The organism is Moraxella sp. I5G, assembly GCF_055193055.1.
The window spans coordinates 121,638-137,928 of sequence record NZ_JBUXLH010000002.1; the positions used below are offsets into that span (position 1 = coordinate 121,638).

17 protein-coding genes and 2 tRNA genes are annotated in these 16,291 nt (G+C 37.6%); 6 read left to right on the forward strand and 13 right to left on the reverse strand.

All coding sequences use genetic code 11. From position 1 onward, the window contains the following. Positions 1-32: 32 nt before the first annotated feature. Complete coding sequence (gene recN / locus ACZBKJ_RS01625) at positions 33-1,724, reverse strand: DNA repair protein RecN (protein ID WP_463199176.1); 1,692 nt, start codon at positions 1,722-1,724, stop codon at positions 33-35. Between the two features lie 182 nt (positions 1,725-1,906). Between recN and ACZBKJ_RS01630 the strand changes: the two genes are divergently transcribed. From ACZBKJ_RS01630 to ACZBKJ_RS01640, 3 genes are all read left to right on the forward strand, one after another. Further along, a complete protein-coding gene (locus ACZBKJ_RS01630; protein WP_463199177.1) occupies positions 1,907-2,824 on the forward strand; it encodes a LysR family transcriptional regulator in 918 nt (305 codons plus the stop codon). 109 nt (positions 2,825-2,933) lie between these two features. Next, a complete protein-coding gene (locus ACZBKJ_RS01635) occupies positions 2,934-4,130 on the forward strand; it encodes an amino acid aminotransferase (RefSeq protein ID WP_463199178.1) in 1,197 nt (398 codons plus the stop codon). Between the two features lie 57 nt (positions 4,131-4,187). After that, positions 4,188-4,847 carry an HD domain-containing protein gene (locus ACZBKJ_RS01640; protein WP_463199179.1) on the forward strand — a complete coding sequence of 220 codons (660 nt, stop codon included), beginning with the start codon at positions 4,188-4,190 and terminating at the stop codon, positions 4,845-4,847. 30 nt (positions 4,848-4,877) lie between these two features. Here ACZBKJ_RS01640 and ACZBKJ_RS01645 read toward each other — a convergent pair whose 3' ends face one another. From ACZBKJ_RS01645 to ACZBKJ_RS01660, 4 genes are all read right to left on the reverse strand, one after another. Continuing rightward, positions 4,878-5,537 (reverse strand): PH domain-containing protein, encoded by a 660-nt coding sequence (locus ACZBKJ_RS01645; RefSeq protein WP_463199180.1) that lies wholly within the window; start codon positions 5,535-5,537, stop codon positions 4,878-4,880. A 67-nt stretch (positions 5,538-5,604) separates the two neighbouring features. Continuing rightward, a complete protein-coding gene (locus ACZBKJ_RS01650) occupies positions 5,605-6,126 on the reverse strand; it encodes a YecA/YgfB family protein (protein WP_463199181.1) in 522 nt (173 codons plus the stop codon). A 39-nt stretch (positions 6,127-6,165) separates the two neighbouring features. Then, complete coding sequence (locus ACZBKJ_RS01655) at positions 6,166-6,381, reverse strand: PA3496 family putative envelope integrity protein (protein ID WP_463199182.1); 216 nt, start codon at positions 6,379-6,381, stop codon at positions 6,166-6,168. Positions 6,382-6,463: 82 nt separating this feature from the next. Further along, positions 6,464-7,777 carry a hypothetical protein gene (locus ACZBKJ_RS01660; protein ID WP_463199183.1) on the reverse strand — a complete coding sequence of 438 codons (1,314 nt, stop codon included), beginning with the start codon at positions 7,775-7,777 and terminating at the stop codon, positions 6,464-6,466. A gap of 260 nt (positions 7,778-8,037) precedes the next feature. On the opposite strand from ACZBKJ_RS01660, the gene serB reads away from it, so the two are divergent. Next, the gene (gene serB / locus ACZBKJ_RS01665; protein ID WP_463199184.1) at positions 8,038-9,171 is read left to right on the forward strand and encodes a phosphoserine phosphatase SerB; all 1,134 of its coding nucleotides are present in this window, start codon (positions 8,038-8,040) and stop codon (positions 9,169-9,171) included. A gap of 29 nt (positions 9,172-9,200) precedes the next feature. Further along, entirely contained in the window at positions 9,201-9,749 is a 549-nt protein-coding gene (locus ACZBKJ_RS01670; protein ID WP_463199185.1) for a hypothetical protein, read from the forward strand. Positions 9,750-9,856: 107 nt separating this feature from the next. Here the strand turns inward: ACZBKJ_RS01670 and ACZBKJ_RS01675 are convergent. From ACZBKJ_RS01675 to ettA, 4 genes are all read right to left on the reverse strand, one after another. Then, positions 9,857-9,933: transfer RNA gene (locus ACZBKJ_RS01675), tRNA-Asp, on the reverse strand. Positions 9,934-9,948: 15 nt separating this feature from the next. Continuing rightward, positions 9,949-10,024, reverse strand: a tRNA-Val gene (locus tag ACZBKJ_RS01680). Between the two features lie 323 nt (positions 10,025-10,347). Continuing rightward, complete coding sequence (locus ACZBKJ_RS01685; RefSeq protein ID WP_463199186.1) at positions 10,348-10,752, reverse strand: hypothetical protein; 405 nt, start codon at positions 10,750-10,752, stop codon at positions 10,348-10,350. 76 nt (positions 10,753-10,828) lie between these two features. After that, the gene (gene ettA / locus ACZBKJ_RS01690) at positions 10,829-12,490 is read right to left on the reverse strand and encodes an energy-dependent translational throttle protein EttA (RefSeq protein ID WP_463199187.1); all 1,662 of its coding nucleotides are present in this window, start codon (positions 12,488-12,490) and stop codon (positions 10,829-10,831) included. Between the two features lie 144 nt (positions 12,491-12,634). Between ettA and def the strand changes: the two genes are divergently transcribed. Further along, entirely contained in the window at positions 12,635-13,153 is a 519-nt protein-coding gene (gene def / locus ACZBKJ_RS01695) for a peptide deformylase (protein WP_463199188.1), read from the forward strand. Between the two features lie 59 nt (positions 13,154-13,212). Here def and hemJ read toward each other — a convergent pair whose 3' ends face one another. The 4 genes from hemJ to ACZBKJ_RS01715 form a co-directional block, all read right to left on the reverse strand. Beyond that, on the reverse strand, positions 13,213-13,638 hold the full coding sequence (hemJ, locus tag ACZBKJ_RS01700; RefSeq protein ID WP_463199189.1) for a protoporphyrinogen oxidase HemJ: 426 nt from the start codon (positions 13,636-13,638) through the stop codon (positions 13,213-13,215). Positions 13,639-13,654: 16 nt separating this feature from the next. Continuing rightward, positions 13,655-14,695, reverse strand: coding sequence for a biotin synthase BioB (gene bioB, locus ACZBKJ_RS01705; RefSeq protein ID WP_463199190.1), 1,041 nt, complete (start codon positions 14,693-14,695; stop codon positions 13,655-13,657). 188 nt (positions 14,696-14,883) lie between these two features. After that, positions 14,884-15,243: a 50S ribosomal protein L17 gene (rplQ, locus tag ACZBKJ_RS01710; RefSeq protein ID WP_463199191.1), complete on the reverse strand. Its 360-nt coding sequence runs from the start codon at positions 15,241-15,243 to the stop codon at positions 14,884-14,886. Positions 15,244-15,261: 18 nt separating this feature from the next. Further along, positions 15,262-16,272, reverse strand: a complete 1,011-nt coding sequence (locus ACZBKJ_RS01715; RefSeq protein ID WP_463199192.1) for a DNA-directed RNA polymerase subunit alpha — start codon at positions 16,270-16,272, stop codon at positions 15,262-15,264. Positions 16,273-16,291 lie beyond the last annotated feature (19 nt).

Here is a 16,291-nt window from a genome sequence, read left to right on the forward strand (position 1 = left end):
TAAAATTCATGTAAAAACCAATGTTCACCAATCTATTTATTAGATTTTTTATCAGTTTTAACAATGTCCGCTAGCAAACTTTTTACATGAGCTTTGGTAGCCTCAGTAATATTAACACCTCCTGACATACGTGCCAACTCACCAATTTGTTCGTCTTTAGTAATTACTTTTAAATGACTGGTTGTTTTTTCACCATGTTTTTTTGCGACTAAAATATGCTGATGGGCGGCGGCGGCGACTTGAGCCTGATGAGTGATGGCAAGTAATTGCTGGTGGTCGCCTAACTTGCGTAAAAGCTCACCCACCACCTGAGCGGTTGCCCCACTAATTCCTACATCTACCTCATCAAATACAAGCGTTGGGCGAATTTGAGTTTGTTGGTCGGCATTCATGACCTGCATTACTAACGCAATTCTGGATAATTCACCCCCAGAAGCCACTTTGTGTAAAGGCTGTTTTGGCATGCCAACATTAGCACTAAATAATAAAGCAATCTCTTTGGTGCCATGCATGGTGTAATCATCAAGCTCTTTGGGGTAAAATGCAAATTCACAACTTGCATTAGGTAATGCCAAGGTTTTTAAATACTCTGCTAAAGTTTGAGTAATTTTTGGAGCAATTTCCTGGCGTGCTTTATCCAGTTTTTGAGCGTTATCAATATAAATGTCAAAAGCTTTGGCAACTTCTTTTTCTAAAGTTTGATTGTCTGGAATTGCCATCAAAGTTTCAAGCTCACGTTGCCAGCTATCTGTTTGATTTAAAAGCTCATCAATGGGTGTATGATACTTGTTTGCCAATCGATGTGCCAGTCCCAATAAATTGTTTAGCTCATTAAGTCTTTCTTCGTCAGGCAAAGACTGCTCGGCATAATCGGCAAGTACAGAAGCTGATTCACTGATGTGTTCTTGAGCTAGATTAAGCAGCTGACTGCACTGGCTAAATACTTTACCTTTATCGCTTTGACTATCGCAAATTTTAATGGCTCGTGATAACAAACTAAGTACGCTTGGCGCATCATCATCATTTTCCAAAGCCATTTTTGCCGCTAAAGCATCTTGCATCAAACTTTCTAGATTGGATAATTCGTCATATTCGCTTTCAATTTGAGCAAAATTAATTCCTAAAAGCGGTTGAACATCCATCAATTTAGCATTTAATAATGCCATGCGGTCAGCTCGCCCTGCTTCTTCTTGTTTGGCATTTTTGGCTAAAACTTGTGCGTTTTTCCATGCCTGATAGGCATCTTTAGTGGCAATTTTTAGAGCGTTTAGCTGCCCAATCTCATCCAACCAATCCATCACAAATTGTGGCTTTAACAGCTCAAGCCCCGCATGCTGTGAATGGATGTTTACCAAAATATCACCCAATGATTTAAGCTCGCCAATGCTTGCAGGTACGCCATTTATCCATGATTTAGAACGACCTTGATGGCTAATTTTTCGGCGAATCAACAGCACATCTTCAAATTCACGCTCGCATTCATCAAACCATGCTTTCACCGCATCATTATCCGATACATCAAACTCACCAAATATTAAGGCTTCATCTGCACCATGTCGCACCAAAGACGCATCGGCACGACCGCCTACACAAAGCGATAATGCATCTAAAATCAAAGATTTACCAGCACCTGTTTCACCAGTAATGACATTAAAACGCTTATCAAATTCAATCTGATGATGCTCAATCAGTGCCAGATTATCCAAAGTTAAAGACACAAGCATATAAAATAATTTTCCTAATATTTTTTTGACAATCAGTCAAATAATTTATAACAAACTGACTATTCTAGCATAAGTTTCTTGATGGATTGAGCAACTTTTTATGAGCATTACTCATCAATCATATTGTATCTATTAATTTATCATTTATAATAATAGCTAATGATATTATCAATAGGACTAATATGAGCACCACGTTACGTCAATTAAAAGCCTTTGTGTTGGTTGCTGAACAAAACAGTTTTACCAAAGCTGCCGAAGCCTTATGTCTAACCCAATCGGCATTAAGCGGCTTAATTAAAGAGCTTGAGCAAAATTTAGACGTCAAACTTTTTGACCGCACCACAAGAAAACTTCACCTATCCGACGCAGGCGGTAGGCTACTGCCTCAAGCCAAACGTGTACTCAATGAAATGAGTGTGCTTAATGAAAAAGTTGCCAATTTAAAATCATTACACCAAGGACATATTCATCTAGCAGTATCTCAGCAATTATCAGCAAGCACCATGCCAAAATTTATTGCTAAATTTTGCGAACTGCACCCTAATATCGAAGTTACGTTAACCGATTGCTCAATTGACCAAGTGGTTGAGCACATTGAAAATTTAGAAGCAGATTTAGGCGTTGCACCCGAACGCAGTTATTCAGATGACTTGCACGCTGATATTTTATTTAGTTCACCATTTTATTTAGTACTCCCAACAAGCCATCCTTTTGCTAAAAAAAATCAATTGCACTGGTCAGATTTATTAAATGAACGCTTAATTACCTTAAATGGTCCTTTTATTAAGGGCTTGCAAAACGAACTGCCTGTGCAAATTTCTAGCCGAATTTTTAATCCTGACTTTGAAATTAACTTTTTATCCACCGCTCTTGGTATGACGCGCATGGGACTTGGGGTAACCTTGTGTCTGTTATACGCTGCTGAATGGGTTGAACAAAATGGCTTAACCATGCGCCCAATTACCGAACCTGTCGTGGAACGAAAATTTTTACTTTATACGCATAAAAATCGTTCATTATCACCTGCAGCATTGGCATTCAAGGAATTTTTACTTAATAATGCCCATGAATTTTTGGTCAGTAAACCGACCACAATTTAAGGTGAATTTTTTGATTTTTTTACTGACAGAGCGTTTGATTTTGGTTATACTAAGGCTAGTTTTAGATTAAATTTCGACAAATTTATTGTGCAATCCCTAAGGATTATTTATGTTTGAACACGTTACCCCTTATGCTGGCGACCCGATTTTGGGTTTAATGGATAAATTTGCTAACGACCCACGCACAGACATCAAAGTCAATCTTGGTGTGGGCGTTTATTATACCGAAGATGGCAAATTGCCTGTGCTTGAGTGCGTAAAAACCGCTGAAAACCAAATTGCCAACCCACCAAAACCACGTGGTTATCTGCCAATGGACGGTTTACCTGGTTATCGTAAAGCCTGTCAAAATTTATTATTTGGTCAAGACAATCCTATCGTCAAAGAAGGACAGGTTGCAACCGTTGCAACACTTGGCGGAAGTGGCGCTTTAAAGGTTGGTGCAGATTTTATTCACGAATGGTTTCCGGATGCTAAGTGCTATGTTTCCGACCCAACTTGGGGTAACCACATCAGCATCTTTGAAGGAGCAGGCTTTAAAGTTGGTAAATACCCCTACTACGACCCAAAAACCATTGGGGTAAAATTTGATGAAATGTGCGAATTTTTTAATGGGTTAAATGAAAATGATGTAGTTTTGTTACACCCTTGCTGTCACAACCCAACAGGCGTAGATTTAACAAAAGAACAGTGGGATAGCGTTTTACAAATCATCAAAGATAAAAAACTCATTGCTTTTATGGACATTGCTTACCAAGGTTTTGGTGACGATATGACCGGCGACACCTACGCCATCAATAAAGCTGCGCAAATGGGTCTACCTCTGTTTGTTTCTAATTCATTTTCTAAAAACCTATCTTTGTATGGCGAACGTGTTGGCGGTTTATCGGTGGTCGCCCCAACCAAAGAAGAAGCTCAAACTGTTCATGGTCAGCTAAAATTTACCATTCGTCGGATTTATTCTAGTCCAGCATCACATGGCAACCATGTAGTTGACATCGTGATGAATGATGAAGCACTATACAATCAATGGGTTGGTGAAGTTTATGAGATGCGTGACAGAATCCGTCTTATGCGTCAAAAATTACAAGATATTCTAAGCCAAAAATTACCTGAGCGCGATTTTAGTTACTTTACCAAACAACGTGGCATGTTTAGTTTTACAGGCTTAACTGCCAAACAGGTAGAACGTCTGCAAAAAGAATTTGCCATTTATATGGTCAGCAATGGTCGTATGTGTCTTGCTGGTTTGAATAACAAAAACATTGATTATGTTGCTAACAGCTTTGCTGAAGTCTTAAAATGATTTAGCTAACTGACTCATGATATAATAAAACCACTTAATTTAATTAAGTGGTTTTTTATGAATGAGATAATTTTTTTAGAACATCAATGGCAAAATATCTCAGAACAGCTTTTTGGTCAAAATGAGATAACATTGTGGCAAAACATTGTTTTTCATTATCAACAAAAAGACCGTTTTTATCACAATCTTCATCATTTATATGAATGTTTTATTTTGTTTGATGAAATTAAACACCTATTAAATAAGCCAAATTTGGTGGCATTGGCTTTGTTTTATCATGATATTATTTATGATAGTAAAAATAATGATAATGAATTAAACAGCGCCAACTTTGCTAAAAATCAGCTAAAAAATAAAATACCAGATGATGGTTTATCTATAATTTACCAATATATTTTAGCAACTAAAAATCATCAAAACTATCTAACTGATAAAAATTTTGATGATTTAAATTATCTTTTGGATATTGATTTAGCAATTTTAGCACAAAATAAAAAGCGATTTTTAGAATATAATGCACAAATTCGCAAAGAGTATCAATGGGTAAGTTCTTGGATTTATTATCCAAAACGCCATTTTATTTTATACCACTTTTATCAAAAATCACCATTATTCTTGACTGATTATTTTTATCAAAAATCAGAAAAACAAGCTAAAGAAAATTTAGCATCTGTATTATTTAAACCTTACCACCCATCATCACGGTTGTTTTCTTAAACAATCGTCTTGAATTGGTTTGTTGCTAGACTACTGTCTCAAATAATGCTCAAATACATCCCCAAAATCATAACGGCGAATTTTTTCCAAGCGTTTTTGATAATGGTTTTCTATTTGGTCCATGGTTTGATTGATAATATCAGGCAGCTGCAAAATCACACTATCAGGCAACTGTTTTAAATCCACCATGCTCGTTGCCTTATCAAACGCCTTTTCTAAAATTCTTTCTTGATGATAAATGTGATGGCATTTTTCAGCAATGCTGGTTAATGCTTTGTAAATATCACGAATTTGCTCAATTTGATTTTTATCAATATCAATACTAAAAGTTTTACCTTGTGTTTTATTTAAACTGTCTGAATCACCTGTACCAAGCAATACAAATTTTAATTCTGCATCCAAATCGATTGTGCCTGCGGTTTCAATAAGTACGTTTGAAGGAGTGAAATAACGGTAAGGATAACGCTTTAATACTCGCTTTTTACTCATGGCGCTTTGTCCATCCAGATGCAAAAATGCCAAATTCGTAAAACAGTATTCATCCGATTTGGATTTAATCACAAAATAAATCTTTTCACCATCCTCATGAAAAATATAATCGTCAATGTCAGTTTGATGAAACTGTGATGGTGGAATAATTTTACCAATATCACTCAAACCCAAGGCATCAGATGCAAAGTTTTTAAACATGACTTTTCTCACTTTTAATGTAAAAATCTATTTTGATATAAAACGACCAATTTAAAAGAGCATAAACTCAATCTTCAGTGTGAAACAGCAAAAATAATTCAGTAATATTATCTTCTAAAGCATTTGCCATTTGCACCAATGTTTCTTCATCGCGCACATCACCCATTTCCTCATCAATGCCTGACAACATCACCATTGGTAATGTCAGCATTGCCACATCTTCTTCGGTTTGTGGGTCATCAAACCAATCTACATTCTCATCGGCATACATCGCATCAACAAAACCGATTGCCCACGCCGTCAAATCACTTTCTTCGCTAAAGTCAATAGAATCATCACTGGCATCAAAAGGCAGCTCGATTGACTCTTCAGCTTTTAGGGTGTCATAAAGCTCTTTTTGCCAACTTTTGATGGCATCTTTAATCTTAGGAGCAACTTGAGTGTGATTGCCTTCAAAAAAGCAATCAAGCCAATTTGGTAAAGGTTTGCCCACTACTGTTGCTGTCAAAAAACCATGGGCGGCAATGCTATCTAATCCAAAAACATTTTCATCGGAATCTAAATAACGAAATAATTCATCTTTTGTCATAATTATCTCAAAATGTTGTTACAAGACCAACCAAAATGACTATTCATCGTCAAAATCGTCGTCAAAGTCGTCAAACTCAGCAAAATCATCGTCGTCTTCTAAAGCGCGTTTTAAGCGATTTAAACGTTGTTCTTCTAATAATGCATCAATTTTTAGACGTTTTTCTAGGGGTTTAGCCTTGCTATCATCTGCAAGCTGGGCATCAGCATCTTCATCGAAATTGTCGTCGTCAAAATCGTCATTAATATCACTCATAGAGCTTTCCTAAAAATTACCACAAATTAATCTTCAACTTAATTTAAGACTTTATAAAAAGCCATTTGGTTTGTCAAGAGCTTTATTCGGTTAATAATACCAAATTACAAACTTGTTGCAATCTTTCTGCGGTAGTTTCACTCACTGCTTTCAGCCAACGGCAATTTCTTTCAGCAACACTGGTAGGTTTAAGAAGTTTATCTAAAACTGTATAAGTATTAAGTTCATTTAGTGAGGAATCTGGCAGCAAAATCAACACACGCTCTCGGTGGCGTTTACAAATAGCAATCATGTCTTCTTGATGCTCAATATCACTAACCATAGCGTGTACTGGCAAACAAAAGCGTTTTAATTCACGATGTTTATCATATACAATCTGCCCAAGTATTACAGATAATCTTGCAAGCATCATACCTGCTGTGGCGACTTTTGCATGACGATTTTCAGCTTGCAAAACAACCTTTGCTCCCTCTTCGTTATAATCATCAATCCCTACTAATTTTACACCCGATAAAACTCTTAATTTTAAAAGCTCATCGACTGATTTGACAAGCAATTGGTCGCACAATGCAAAATAAGCAGATTTGGTATGATGACTAACCGTTGTCATTAAATTATTGCTATCATCAAAGCGAATTTGCACCAAAACATATTCTTTTTTGGTGTGTTCTTCACCTTGAGTCAATGATTTTTCTGACTGTAAAGCAGATAATTGTGATGTTTTATCATCTGCAGGTTTAGTAGGTATTTTTTGGTCTAAATCTGTTACGTCTTTAGGTTTGTTTGTATCTTGTTTTGCATCATCAGATGCAGGCTCAAACATTTTATGATGATCAGCTGCTAAAGTTTCTTCTTGTAAAATATCAGAAGCCAAAAGCTGACGACGCAAGTCATCTCTAATTTTGGCAATCATATTACCACTTGGTCTAGCAATGTAACCATAAATTAAAAAAACAACCACATGTAAAAAGGCAATCATCACCAAATATATCCAGTGATGGCGAAAAATATCTGCCCGATTAACCGATTTGGTGTGCAAAGCCACAACACCTAACATTTGGTCTTTGTGTGTGATGGTTTCTTTAGCTGTAAAACCAGATTCAGATTCTTTGCCCACTGACACAAGCAACTGATTTTCATTGTTGTACACACCAACAAAATCAATGGAATCATCTTTAATAAAATGTTCAGCAATCACGGATAAACTTACGCGGTCATTGGCATTTAGCGGTATTGACATTTCTTCAGCAATCAAAATCGTGTCATGTTTTACACTGTCTTGATTTTGCTGATTAATCCGATATTCTTGTGCGACAACAAAAGCAAGCAATTGCAAACTTAAACTGATAAACATGACAATGGCAAATAAGCCTTGACGTGGGGCAAAATAGGTCATGATAGTACGTATTAGTGATAAACTACTAATTCTATCATTTTCACCCAAAAACACAAAGAATCTTCGCACAAAAAGCAAACGGTTTTTTCATGGAATTTTTATTAAAATTTATGTTATGATAGGGATATTTTTCTTTTATCTTTAGATAAAAAGCTGTTGATTTGTTGTTTGATTTCCTTAAAATGGCTTAAATTTTAGCTGAATTTTCAAACAACCATGATGTTACCACATGAGTAAGTCGTGTTTATAAGGAATATTTAATGAATACAACCACTTACGCGCTTCCTAAAAATAGTCAAGCTTGGCACGATGCATTATTTAAAGTTGCCCATTTATTGTCTGATGTCCATCACACCATGTTAAAGGATTTGCCGATTTTTGCCATTACTGTGGTGGTAAACCGTTCAGTATTATCATCTGAAAATTCAGGTATTGAACTGTTAGATGAGGCCATGAACCGCTATATGGTAAATTTATCAAAATGGCATCTACAAATGGTTTATGATGATGAAGCTGCCAAACAAGCTGCTGATAAAATCGTTGCTGGCATGACACTTGCCGATGTGGTTGTTTCTCGTTATTTGTTGCTGCCAAATGACCCAGAACAAATGACCAAAAGCAAACAAGAAGCAGCGGCTCGCATTATTGATGAACAACTTACCCATCATCTTAAACAATGTTTTAGTTCTGATGATGGTAAAGATGTTGTTGATGTTCACATCCTAAACATCAACCAGGTTCTAACTGCACCAAAACTGGTATGTTTTGATATGGATTCCACACTAATTGAGCAAGAAGTCATCGTTGAATTAGCTCGTATGTGTGGTCTGGCAGATAAAGTTTCTGAAATCACAGAAAGCGCGATGCGTGGAGAGATTGATTTTGCTGAAAGTTTTGCCAAACGTGTGGCATTATTAGAGAATGTACCTGAAAGTGTTGTTGGTGAAATTATTCAAAAACACATCACCATTCAGCCAGGAGCTTTTGCGGTGATTCGTGCCTTAAAAACCTTAGGCGCAACTACCGTACTGGTTTCTGGTGGTTTTGAACCTTTTGCCCAACACGTTGCTCAGACACTGGGAATGGATGAATTTCATGCAAATCCATTACTCGTTGCCGATGGCAAACTAATAGGGCTGACTGATTCAAATATTTTAGATGGCAAACAAAAAGCACTGATTGTAGAGCGCACAGCAAACCGCATGGGCATTAGCCTAGATGAGGTGGTGTGTGTAGGCGATGGCGCCAATGACTTACCCATGATGGCAGTTAGTGGCACGGGCATTGCTTACAAAGCCAAGCCCATCGTTGCCGCTAAAGCAGATGCTGCTGTGAATATCACCGGACTTGAAGGCGTGCTTTATGCGCTTGGTCATCGTTTTGACAAAGTTTAGATTTACCCCTACTTGATTAAGGCGGATTTATGTTTACTGTACCTGTTATTGATGTAAAATTTGACCCATTGGACGCGCTATTGTACGCCTTGGGTTTGCGTTTGGCTCATCTAACCAAGCATGGCACCGATGAAACTTATAATAATTTGATTAAAGGCAAAGAAGTTGCCATTCAATTTTTAAGCGATGATGTGGCTCGTTATTATCGCTTTGTAGATGGACATTTTGGTCAAGCCATTGGCAAAGCAAAAACGTCTGATTTAACCATTGAATTTAAAGATTCGATGACGGGCGTTAAAATTCTTACCAAGGGCGATATTGCGACATTTATGAGTGCAATTCAAGATGGCGATATTACAATTACAGGTGATTATAAATTGTTGCTTTGGCTGGCTAGCATTGCCAAACACGCAGCAAAATTACCTGAAGAATACAAAGGTTATCTAAATCAAGCTAAACCTTATTTAGACCAAGCCAAAACCCAATTACAAAATGCCAAACCGTATCTTGATAAGGTTAAGCCATATGCTGAGAAAGCCAGCGACCTAGCAAGTAAATTGCACAACAAACACAAATAAACCTGCTATTTTGTCAATGCCATCTGAAAAGATGGCATTTTTTAATGGCATAAAAAATCCCCAAATCAGGGGAGATTTGGGGTGGAACTGGAAAACCCAGTCAAAAATGGCGCAGCGAACGGGGCTCGAACCCGCGACCCCCGGCGTGACAGGCCGGTATTCTGACCAACTGAACTACCGCTGCAAGGTCAATCAAAACTGGTGGGTGGTAACGGATTCGAACCGCTGACCCTCTGCTTGTAAGGCAGACGCTCTACCAACTGAGCTAACCACCCAAGAATCACATCTTGTTGTGGTGCGTATTATATAGATTTTTTATTATTTGTCAAATGTTTTTTGAAAAAAAAATTTATAAAAAAGATCAAACATAACGCTTATTTTTAACTTTTTACCCATTTTTTGTATTTGTATAAAACCACCATTAAAAATCCAGCGTTTTATGTTTATATAATAAAATGAGCATAGATGGACTTAAAATGAGTGGTTGTACAATAATACTATTACTGAAAATTCACTATCTTCTCAAAGCATACAAACCTATATAAAGCCTTATGGTTATTCAATTAAATCTCTTTTATTTAAGGTTTATTTTTCCTAGTTACTTTAATTTCAATGGGAAAATAACCACTCTTCTTTGTTTGCCTTGTGTATCTGTTTGAATTTCATAAAATGGCTCATCCACCAATTCAACCTCACCTATATAAATATATTCATTTACTTTTGTGCTATTAAAAAACAATATTTGTATACCATTACTACGACTATTAGCTAAGGTTTTGTTTTGCGCAACATGAATAGATTGATCACCCTGTAAACCCATACCCGTGTAATATATCACATCATTTTCCCATCTATCTTGATACACGGAGTCACTTTTGTTTATTAAGACCAAACGATTATTTACCAAACTACGACGCATACCACCAGCATTTGATACGTTAAAGGTATCCATCAAATCCTGATTGCTAAATACATCGCCCTGTTTATAGTCACTAATTATCACACTATACCCCCTTTTTTTATCTTAAAAAAAATAAACCCACTATCTTAATTTTAGACAATGAGTTTACTTTAAATTATCAACCGCCAATCTTCTTATACTTCATACGCTTAGGCGTGGCGTCTGCTCCCAATCTTTGTTTGCGCCATTTTTCGTATTCGGTATAGTTGCCGTCAAAAAATTCTGGCGTTTCATTTTCAAATGATAAAATATGCGTACAAATGCGGTCCAAGAACCAGCGGTCGTGTGACACCACCATGACTGTGCCCGGGAAAACTTCCACTGCGTCTTCTAAGGCGCGCAAAGTTTCCACATCAAGGTCGTTTGATGGTTCATCCAGTAAAATTACGTTTGCCCCTTGCTTTAAAGTCTTGGCAAGTTGCAGACGATTACGCTCACCCCCCGACAAGCTGCCTACTCGTTTTTGCTGGTCTTGACCTTTAAAATTAAAACGTCCAATATAAGCGCGACTTGGAGTTGTGTATTCGCCTACTGTAATCATATCCAAACCATCTGAAACCTCTTCCCAAACGGTTTTATTATCATCAAGTTCATCACGCACCTGACCAACATAAGCAACTTTGACACTTTCGCCAATTTCCACCGAACCCGTATCTGGTTTGTCTTTACCTGTAATCATATTAAATAGTGTGGTTTTACCCGCACCATTTGGTCCAACAATCCCCACAATTGCCATTGGTGGCACAGTGAATGTTAAATTTTCATACAACAAACGGTCGCCAAATGATTTAGAAATATTATTCACCTCAATGACTTTATTGCCAAGTCTGGGTCCTGGTGGAATATAAATCTCAGCAGTTTCATTGCGTTGTTGGAACTCTTTAGAATTCATCTCTTCAAAACGTTCTAAACGAGATTTTGATTTGGCTTGCTGACCTTTCTGGTTCTTACGCACCCATTCCAATTCTTGCTTTAAGGCTTTAGCAAAGGCTTCTTCTTGTTTTTGCTCTTGTTCTAGACGTTTATTTTTTTGCTCAAGCCATTCGGTATAATTGCCTTTATAAGGGTAACCATAACCACGGTCAAGCTCTAAAATCCACTCAGCGACATTATCAAGGAAATAACGGTCGTGGGTGATAGCAACAATTGTACCAGAATAATCTTTTAAGAAACGCTCAAGCCACGCCACAGATTCTGCGTCTAAATGGTTGGTTGGTTCGTCAAGCAGAAGCATATCAGGCTTAGAAAGGAGTAAGCGACACAAAGCTACGCGACGTTTTTCACCCCCTGATAATTTACCCACATCAGCATCCCAAGGTGGTAGGCGTAATGCGTCCGCTGCTTTTTCAAGTTGGGTGTTTAAGTTATGAGCATCCCACGCTTGAATGATGTCTTCCATTTTACCCTGTTCAGCTGCTAATTTGTCAAAATCAGCATCTGGCTCAGCGTATTCAGCGTAGATTTGATTTAGACGGTCAAGCGCATCCAGTGCTTCACGTACACCATCCTCTACATTGCCACGCACATCTTTATTGGGATTAAGCTGAGGTTCTTGGGGCAAATATCCAACTTTAATGCCTGCCTGGGCGCGAGCTTCACCATTAAAATCCTTATCAACGCCCGCCATAATGCGTAGCAAAGTGGATTTACCAGCGCCATTTAAACCAAGCACGCCAATTTTTGCGCCAGGGAAAAAAGATAAACTAATATCTTTTAAAATTTCACGTTTTGGGGGAACAATTTTTGACACCTTGTTCATGGTGTAAATATACTGTGCCATACATTCACTATTACAAACAATAAAAAATAAAAGGATTAACCGTTTATTATCGCATTAACCCTTATAATCAGCAAGTAATAAATTTCTTTTCCTTTGAAGAGCTTTCGTTTATAATGGAAAGTTTAATAATATTTTGAGATAATTATGGCATTATTACCCATTTTAACCTACCCCGACCCTCGTTTACGCACAATTGCCAAGCCTGTAGAAAACTTTGATGACACTATTAAAACCTTAATTGCAGATATGTTTGAGACCATGTATGAAGCTCGCGGTATTGGACTTGCTGCAACACAAGTGGATAGGCATTTACAAGTTGTTGTGATGGATTTGACAAAAGAAGATGAAGAAAAACAACCACAAGTATTCATCAACCCCAAGGTTACACCTTTAACAGATGAATGTGTTCCCTATCAAGAGGGGTGTTTATCCATTCCGGAAGTTTATGATGAAATTAAACGTCCCGGCAAAGTACGTATTGAAGCACAAGATGCCAATGGTCAGGCATTTGAAATGGAAGCAGATGGGCTTTTGGCAGTTTGCATTCAACATGAACTTGACCATTTAAATGGCATTATGTTTGTTGATTATTTATCACGCCTAAAACAAGATAGAGCTCGCGAAAAAGTTAAGAAAGTCGTCGCCAAACGTAAGCGCCACTGATTTTAATAAATCAAATTTTAAATTAGATTATAGTGATAAATTAGATTATAGTGATATTGTCAAAATGGTTTTACAATTGCCAATATCACTACAAAAATAAGAATAAATACAGGTAATTCATTAAACCATCGCCAATAGACATGGGTTTTATAATGAGGATTTTGTATTAATTTTAGGCGAAAACGTCCACATAATAGATGATATATGGTTAATAAAATTACTAAAGTTAGTTTAATATGCAGCCAAACTTGAACTTTGTAAATTTGCCAATTCATCATCACCATACTCAGCCCAAGCATCCAAGTTACCATCATAGATGGATTCATGATGCCACGATACAACTTACGCTCCATGAGTGCAAAACGCTCTTGGCTTAACTTATCCTCACTCATGGCATGATATACAAATAAACGTGGTAAATAAAAAATACCAGCAAACCAGCAAACCATGGCAATAATATGCAATGCCTTAATGTATAAAAACATATTAAACTTCTACAAACTAAATCAAAGGACAAGAGGTTTCAGGTTTACCTGTCATGGCATCAATAATTTTTGGGCGTGGCTTTGGTTTTTGACAAAAAAGCCCAAGTTCTGACATCAAGCGGTCATCATTGGCTTGCGACTGATTGCTTGTCGTTAAAAGTTTATCCCCATAAAAAAAAGAATTTGCCCCAGCCATAAATGCAAGCGCCTGTTCACCATCTGTTAAGCTTTCACGCCCTGCTGACAGCCGAACATAACTATTAGGGCAGCAAATTCTAACTACGGCAATGGTTTTAATCCATTCAAGCACAGACAATCTTCCTTCTGCCAATACTTTATCACCTAAAGGCGTACCCTTGATAGGCACAAGTAAGTTTACAGGGATGGACTCTGGCGGTAAAGGCATTTGCGTCAATTCATATACCCAGTTTACACGGTCTTCACGACTTTCTCCCATTCCGACAATTGAGCCTGAACATACATTAATGCCAGCATTTCTTACATAATCCAACGTTTGCAGCCTATCATCATAGCTTCGTGTACTGGTAACTTGACTGTAATATTCTCGTGACGTGTCTAGATTATGATTATAATAATCAAGCCCTGCCTTCGCCAAAATATTTGCCTTATTTTCATCCAACATCCCCAGCGTCATGCAAGTCTCCAATCCTAAGGCTTTAACTTGTTCAATCAGCTCAACCAGATAAGGCATGTCTTTATCGCTTGGATGCTTCCATGCAGCCCCCATACAAAAACGTGATGAGCCCGATGCTTTTGCTTGCTTGGCAGCATTAACAACCTTTTGAATTTGCAATAATTTTTCTGAAGACAGTCCTGTTTTTTTTCTATAATGTCCAGACTGTGAACAATAACCACAATCTTCAGGGCAATTGCCCGTTTTGATAGATAATAGTGTACTAATTTGTACTTCGTTGGCAACAAAATTTTGACGGTGAACGGTTTGTGCCCGCATGATTAAATCCATAAATGGCAAATCAAACAGTTGAGCAATTTGTGCCTTGGTATACATTTTGGGGCTTTGATGAGTGGCAATCATAAGCAATCGCAATTATTAAATAAATGTAAAATAGAACAACTAAAAAGGTAGTTATTCTATCATAAAGTTTATTTTTAGTACACTTGTAGCGTTATTTTACTCTTAATAAACAGGCAATTAAATACAATAAAAAAAATAATCAAAAAAAGAAAACCAAGGTTTTGACACCTTGGTTTTATTACCGCCTATTATGGGCGGTCTACTAGCTCAACATAAGCCATCGGTGCATTGTCACCATCACGATAGCCACATTTGATGATGCGCAAATAACCACCTGGTCTGGTTTTATAACGAGGTCCAAGCTCATTGAACAGTTTACCCACAATTACTTTACTGCGAGTACGGTTAAAAGCTAGACGACGATTAGCTACGCTATCTTCTTTTGCCAAAGTAATTAATGGCTCTGCTACACGACGCAATTCTTTAGCTTTTACTAAAGTGGTCTTGATTAGTTCATGTTCAAACAGAGAGTTAGTCATGTTTTGGAACATTGCCTTACGATGGCTGCTGGTACGACCCAGCTTGACTCCGCTATTACGATGTCGCATGGTCACATATCCTTTAAATTAACGGCTACGATAAGAAAAACGGTCATCAACACGCAGGTTGCTAGGTGGCCAATTATCTAAACGCATACCCAGCTCTAAACCTTTAGACGCTAACACGTCCTTAATTTCAGTTAATGATTTCTTACCCAAATTTGGTGTTTTTAATAACTCAGTTTCTGAGCGCTGCACCAAATCGCCAATGTAATAAATGTTTTCGGCTTTTAAGCAATTTGCTGAACGAACCGTTAGTTCAAGATCATCCACTGGACGTAATAGTACAGGATCAATCTCATCTGGTTTATCTTTACCGCTGGTTTCAGGCACATCTTCAGCTTCCAAATCTACAAAAATTGCAATCTGCTGCTGTAAAATGGTTGCTGCCTTACGAATTGCTTCTTCAGGGTCAATAGTACCATTGGTTTCAAGCTCAATAATCAACTTGTCCAAATCTGTACGTTGTTCAACACGCGCATTTTCAACTTCATATGCCACTCGTAAAATCGGGCTAAAACTTGCGTCTAGTTTTAAATGACCAATCATTTTTGCATTTGCATCTTCACGACGCTGATTCGCTGGCTCATAGCCGCGCCCTGTTGCGACACGTAAGCGCATTTTTAAATGCCCGCGTTCGCTAAGAGTACCTAATACCAAACTTGGATTAGCAATTTCAACATTGTGTGGCAAATCTAAATCCGCAGCAGTAATAATGCCTGGACCCTTCTTATCCAAAGTTAAATAAGCCTCATGTTGGTCATGTAAAATAATTGCCAAACCTTTTAAGTTTAGAAGCAATTCTAGTACATCTTCTTGCAAACCCTCAAGTGTTGAGTATTCGTGATCCACACCCTCAATCTCAGCCTCAATTACAGCCGCGCCTGACAATGAGGAAAGCAAAATACGGCGTAGGGCATTCCCTAGAGTATGCCCAAAACCACGTTCTAACGGCTCGAGCGTGACCTTAGCAGTTGTTTCATTAACCGCATCCACGATAATGGTACTGGGTGTTAGAAACTCATTTGCACTTGTCATAGTGTCACCTCGATAGTTC